At 42.6% G+C, this 5,050-nt stretch carries 3 protein-coding genes and 1 pseudogene; 1 reads left to right on the top strand and 3 read right to left on the bottom strand.

From position 1 onward, the window contains the following. Together QZ735_RS11865 and QZ735_RS11860 are read right to left on the bottom strand one after the other, a co-directional pair. Nucleotides 1-295: pseudogene (locus QZ735_RS11865) on the bottom strand (hypothetical protein); the annotation flags it as partial. A gap of 20 nt (nt 296-315) precedes the next feature. Continuing rightward, complete coding sequence (locus QZ735_RS11860; RefSeq protein WP_294248597.1) at nt 316-2,697, bottom strand: glycoside hydrolase family 127 protein; 2,382 nt, start codon at nt 2,695-2,697, stop codon at nt 316-318. Nucleotides 2,698-3,223: 526 nt separating this feature from the next. Between QZ735_RS11860 and QZ735_RS11855 the strand changes: the two genes are divergently transcribed. Then, entirely contained in the window at nt 3,224-3,910 is a 687-nt protein-coding gene (locus tag QZ735_RS11855; protein ID WP_294248594.1) for an NUDIX domain-containing protein, read from the top strand. Between the two features lie 431 nt (nt 3,911-4,341). Here QZ735_RS11855 and QZ735_RS11850 read toward each other — a convergent pair. Further along, on the bottom strand, nt 4,342-5,050 hold a 709-nt coding region (locus QZ735_RS11850; RefSeq protein ID WP_367117849.1), incomplete at its 5' end, for a hypothetical protein.

The raw sequence follows: 5,050 nt of genomic DNA, 5'->3' as shown, positions 1-5,050 counted from the left end.
CTTTGAGGGTAATTTCGTTGATGGTCATTACGTAAGGTCCGCCGGCTTTCAGTTCGGGAAGCGTGATGTTCCAGTTCCCGCTTTTATCGGCGCTGGTGGTGTAGGTTTTATTTAAAAATTTTACGTTTACCTTTTCTCCTGCATCGGCCGACCCCCAGATTTTAAGCGGCATATTTCTCTGCAGGATCATCCCGTCCGAAACCAGGGCAGGAAGCTTTACTTTGGCTTCCATCATGGAAATACTGAAGATGCTGACAAGCAGGAAAGAGGCCGTTTTGGACTTATAGATATTCATGGAATGATCTGTTATTTAAATTACTTGATGGATTTTTCATAGTTTTGGGTGAGAAGCCGGACTTCAATAATCCTCGAGGTCATGGCCTGATCCTCCGCAAAGAATTTTACGGTGAGGCTTTCTTTGCTTTTTTCCGAATCCGGTACCGGCAGAAGCAGATTCTGAGGCGAATTTCCGGCTTTACCTTCGAGTTTTTTAGCGAAGACTTTCTTACCGTTGATTTCAGCATTCAGCATACGCCCGGCATTATTATCGAAGTACAGTACATACAGGAAAGCTGTATTTTTACCGGAATTTTTCATCCGGTAGCTGAACCAGCCTTTGGCATCACGGAAATGCCGGTCCTCCATGTATCCCGTGTTGGAATCTTTGCTTTCAAAGAAATGATCGGATTCCGGCTGCTGCTCTCCCAGCTGGATCTTATCGATGGTAATCTGGTCGAGCTTCCGGGTTTCGGCTTCTTCCTGTGCTCTTTGTTTCTGTACGGCTTGTATCTTGTCCCGGTCTGCCTGCGGCCAGTACAGGATATACCGTTCTTCCTGGATGGTATAAAACGGAACCAGCTGAAGCCCTTTGGTGTATTTTTCAGAAGGATATAATCCGTTAATGCTGAACGAAAGGTTTTTACCGCTTACCGGCTGTACATGGTTCAGGACTTCCGAGGCATTTCCTTCAATGACAGGAATTTCATTTAAAGGAATCTGCGGACCGTGGGCGATATGCCCGCCGCGGCTGTCATCCGCCAGAAGCCCCTGCTGGTTTTCCTTTCCATAAGGAGCAGCAAGAACAACAGGACCATATTTAAAGGCATAATAATCCGACTGATCCGGCAGCTGTTCCGCCGTAAGGTGCATCGGCAGCTTCATTTCCACCGTATCTCCTTTTTTCCATTTTTTCGTCAGGGTATAATAGCCGTCTGCATCAGGCTGTACGCTTTGCAGCTTGCCGTTAATCAGGATTTTCACTTCCGAAGGCGTTGCCCATTCGGGAGACCGGAGTTTAAGATTCAGTACCGAATTTCCGGTAAGATCAAAAACCAGTTTTGTTTCCGGATTTTCAGGAAAATTATTGATCTGCCGCAGCATTACTTTTTTTTCTGCCCATTGTAAAGTGGACGGAATAAATAAATTCACATACAGGTCCTGATCCGAATGTGCGTAAATCATTTCGCCGTATTTGGCGTGGTTTTCCATTCCCGATCCTACACAGCACCAGAAGCTGGTCTGCGGCTGAGAATATACCCGGTAATGCCCGGGACGCATCGGCGTGAAATAGACGAAACCGCCTTTTTCATGATTCTCTGTGGAAAGGATATGATTGTACAGGGCCCGCTCGTAATAATCCATATAATAGGATTTGGGCAAAGTGGCAAAAAGCTGTCTCGTAAGCTTCAGCATATTATAGGTATTGCAGGTTTCAGGGCCTTCAATACTTTTGATCATGCTGCTGAAATCGTTTACCGGATTGAAATGCTCGCTTACGCTGTTCCCTCCAATGGCCGAAGACCTTTTTTCGGTAACGTTGTGCCAGAAAAAGTCGGCAGCGGCATTCCACGAAACATTATCTTCAAGATCAGCAATTCTTTTGTAGCCGATCACTTTCGGGATCTGCGTATTGGCATGGATGCCCGTAAGTTTATCTTCACCGTTCAGCAATGGGTTCAGGATCGCCTGATGGGAGAAGCGATGTGCCAGCTGAAGATATTTTTTGTTTTTGGTTATATCATAAACATCGGCAAAAACTTCATTGAGCCCGCCGTGCTCGCTGCGGAGCATTTCCTGGATCTGTTCATCAGAAAGTTTTGATACTTCATTGGCCATCCAATCCGTTAACCGGATGAGCATATCTTTTGCCTTTTCACTTCCCGCATACCAATAGGCATCCCGCAGTCCGGAATAGGTTTTATGGATATTATACAAAGGAACCCAACGGTCATTCAGTCCGAAACCGGAAGCACGGATGTTTCCTTCTGCAATTTCGTTCCAGATTTTTTTACCATTCGGAATTCCTGACATATAGCCGTTCCCGGAAGCTTTCTGGCAGCGTTCCAGCTCGTCCAGCATATAATCCAGACGTTGTTTTACTTTTGCATCTTTTGTAGAAGCATAAAGCAAGGACAAAGCTGAAAGATAATGCCCGCCGACATGTCCGTCCAGCCCGGTATTTTCCCAATTGGGATAATTAGCAGCCTTGGCAGGAAGGCCAGCCTCTTTCAGATAAGGAGCCAAGAGCCGGTCCGGTTCCATGGCCATCACATAGCTTTTGTCGGCCTGCATCGCTTTGCTGAAGACACTTTCTGACAACTGCACGGTATTCAGCGGGAAATACCGGATGCTTTTCTTCACCTGAGCGAAGGTAACTGTAGCAAAACCCAGCAATAATAAAGACAGTTTTCTGTTCATTAATAAATGTTATTTCAACATTTCTAAAATAACGGAAAGAATCAATATACAAAACAATTTGTGAAAACCGGAAAACAACCCATGAACAAATTATATCCCTACAGGCATTCAAAAACGGTGAAACCACCTTACCTTATCATAAAAAATAAGATTATATACGATCAGGAAAATCAGATTAATAACCTGAAACCGGCACTATTTAAAACAGATATAAAGAAATTGTATGGAATTGTTAATTATCTCCCGAATTACTTATCGTATTTTTAAGATTAAGCCCGAAAAATCAATTCTCCGTTTCTGAATTTAAAGATTATTAAATTTTAACACAATTTTAACATTGCATTCATATAGATTTAATGTGTTTTGCATTGTTTTTTCAGATTTCAGCCACGGTTTTAACTCCCAAAAATTGTTGCCGGAAGCAATAATTTACTTAATAAGAAATGATTTTGGGCAAAAGTGTAAAAAACACATTTGTTTCCGGCCTACCCGCTGGAAAAGCTTTATCTTTGTATAAAATAATACAATGGAACAGGATTATTCACAATATCCCAGACATTTGGTTGCGGTAGACTGCATTATCTTCGGATTTGACGGGGAGCATCTTAAAATCCTCCTGGTGAAAAGGAATTTCGAGCCCCAGCTGGGTGAATGGTCCCTGATGGGAGGTTTTGTCGGCAATGAGGAAACGGCTGATGAAGCAGCCAAAAGGGTGCTCCAAAACCTTACCGGCCTTGAAAACATTTATCTGGAACAGCTCAACTCTTATACTGAAATCCACCGGGAACCTACGGCCAGGATTATTTCAATTTCCTACTACGCCCTGATCCATATCGAAAAGGACCTTCAGATCAATGAAAATTACAGTTTCCAATGGTTCGATCTCCAAAGTGCCCCGAAGCTTATTTTCGACCATAATGAAATGGTGAAAGATGCCGTCCTGAGACTGAGAAGGCGGGCATCGACACGGCCCATCGGATTTGAGCTGCTGCCGGAAAAATTTACCATGAAGGATCTTCAGAATCTGTATGAGGCCATTTTCAGTGAAACCTTCGACAAACGGAATTTTACCAGCAAGATCAACGGAATGGACATCCTGGTGAAAACAGATGAAAAAGACATGACGTCATCTAAAAAAGGATCTTTCCTCTACCGTTTCGATGAGAAGAAATACAATAAGAAGATTTCCCAGGGATTTATGTTTAAAATGTAAATTTTTTTAACCGCAAAAGTCACAAAAGATCTTAAGAATGCATAATAAAGTGAGTACCGGAATCCTGAAAAAGTCCGCAAAAGTTCTTAAAAACCTCGAAGAGGTTTGCGAATTCCTATAGTTAATATAAAAAAAATAACGAGGCAAATCTTTGATTTTAACTGCTTAATTGGTTATAGCTTAAAATCATTATTAAATAGACTTTATCTTTTCAAACTTCATTTGGATTGGACTTTAAAGGCTTCCAATAAAAAAAACCTTTCAGCGCTTCAACACTGAAAGGTTTTTTATTTATAATGCAAATTCGACTGTATTTTATTTATTTTGCGTTGATTTTTGAAATGATACTTTTAAAAATAATATTGACAGGATAAACTTCCGGCATCCAGCTTCCAACCTGTTAATCCGACTCCTCTTTGGCTTCTCGTTGTTTATAATCTCTCCATCACCATCTTTCTCGGTCCCATATCCACTTCCTGTTTCAGGAGTTCGCGGGTTTTGCTGTTGATATAATAAGTGCTTGCGGCTTTTTTCTGGGAGATGTCATCCGTTACGGAAACCATCCATACCGGTTTGTTTTTGTAAGTCCCTTTTTTTGTCCCGGTTACATAAGCTTTCATGATGCCTTTTCCCGAAGACGGGTTGTAATCGAAAATGGCCATTTCCGTGGTATAGCCTTCTTTCAGCGGAAGCCAACGGATGAGCTGGGTGTATACATTGCTGTCGAAGAATTTTCCGGTAGTGGTTTCACTGATCTCCATCCTGCTGTTTTTGGTTTTATCCAGATAATATCCGGTCACGGTATCGGGTTTCTCAAAATCCAGCAGCATATCCCGTTGCACATTGAAAGAGGTATGTTTTACCGGAGCAAAGTCCGGGAGTCCGGCTATGGTTTCGTCTTTCCAGTCCGGCAAATCCTTCATTCTAACCGTTGAATTGACCGTGATGCGGTTGCCCGATTTCAGGATCCGGGTATCCACCTTACCGATTTCCACTTTTGCCGTATCCTTCAGTGCATACCAGACCATTGAATACGTTTCATTTTTGATTAACGAACGGTCTACCTGGTTTTTCTCGGGGGTCTGAACATTCTGTTGGGCCTTCGAAAAGGCCGGCTGCAAAAACAGCAATACGGGAAGA

The sequence above is a fragment of the uncultured Chryseobacterium sp. genome (genome assembly GCF_913776365.1).
Classification (GTDB): Bacteria; Bacteroidota; Bacteroidia; order Flavobacteriales; family Weeksellaceae; genus Chryseobacterium.
This window is presented reverse-complemented; position numbering and strand designations above follow the sequence as displayed.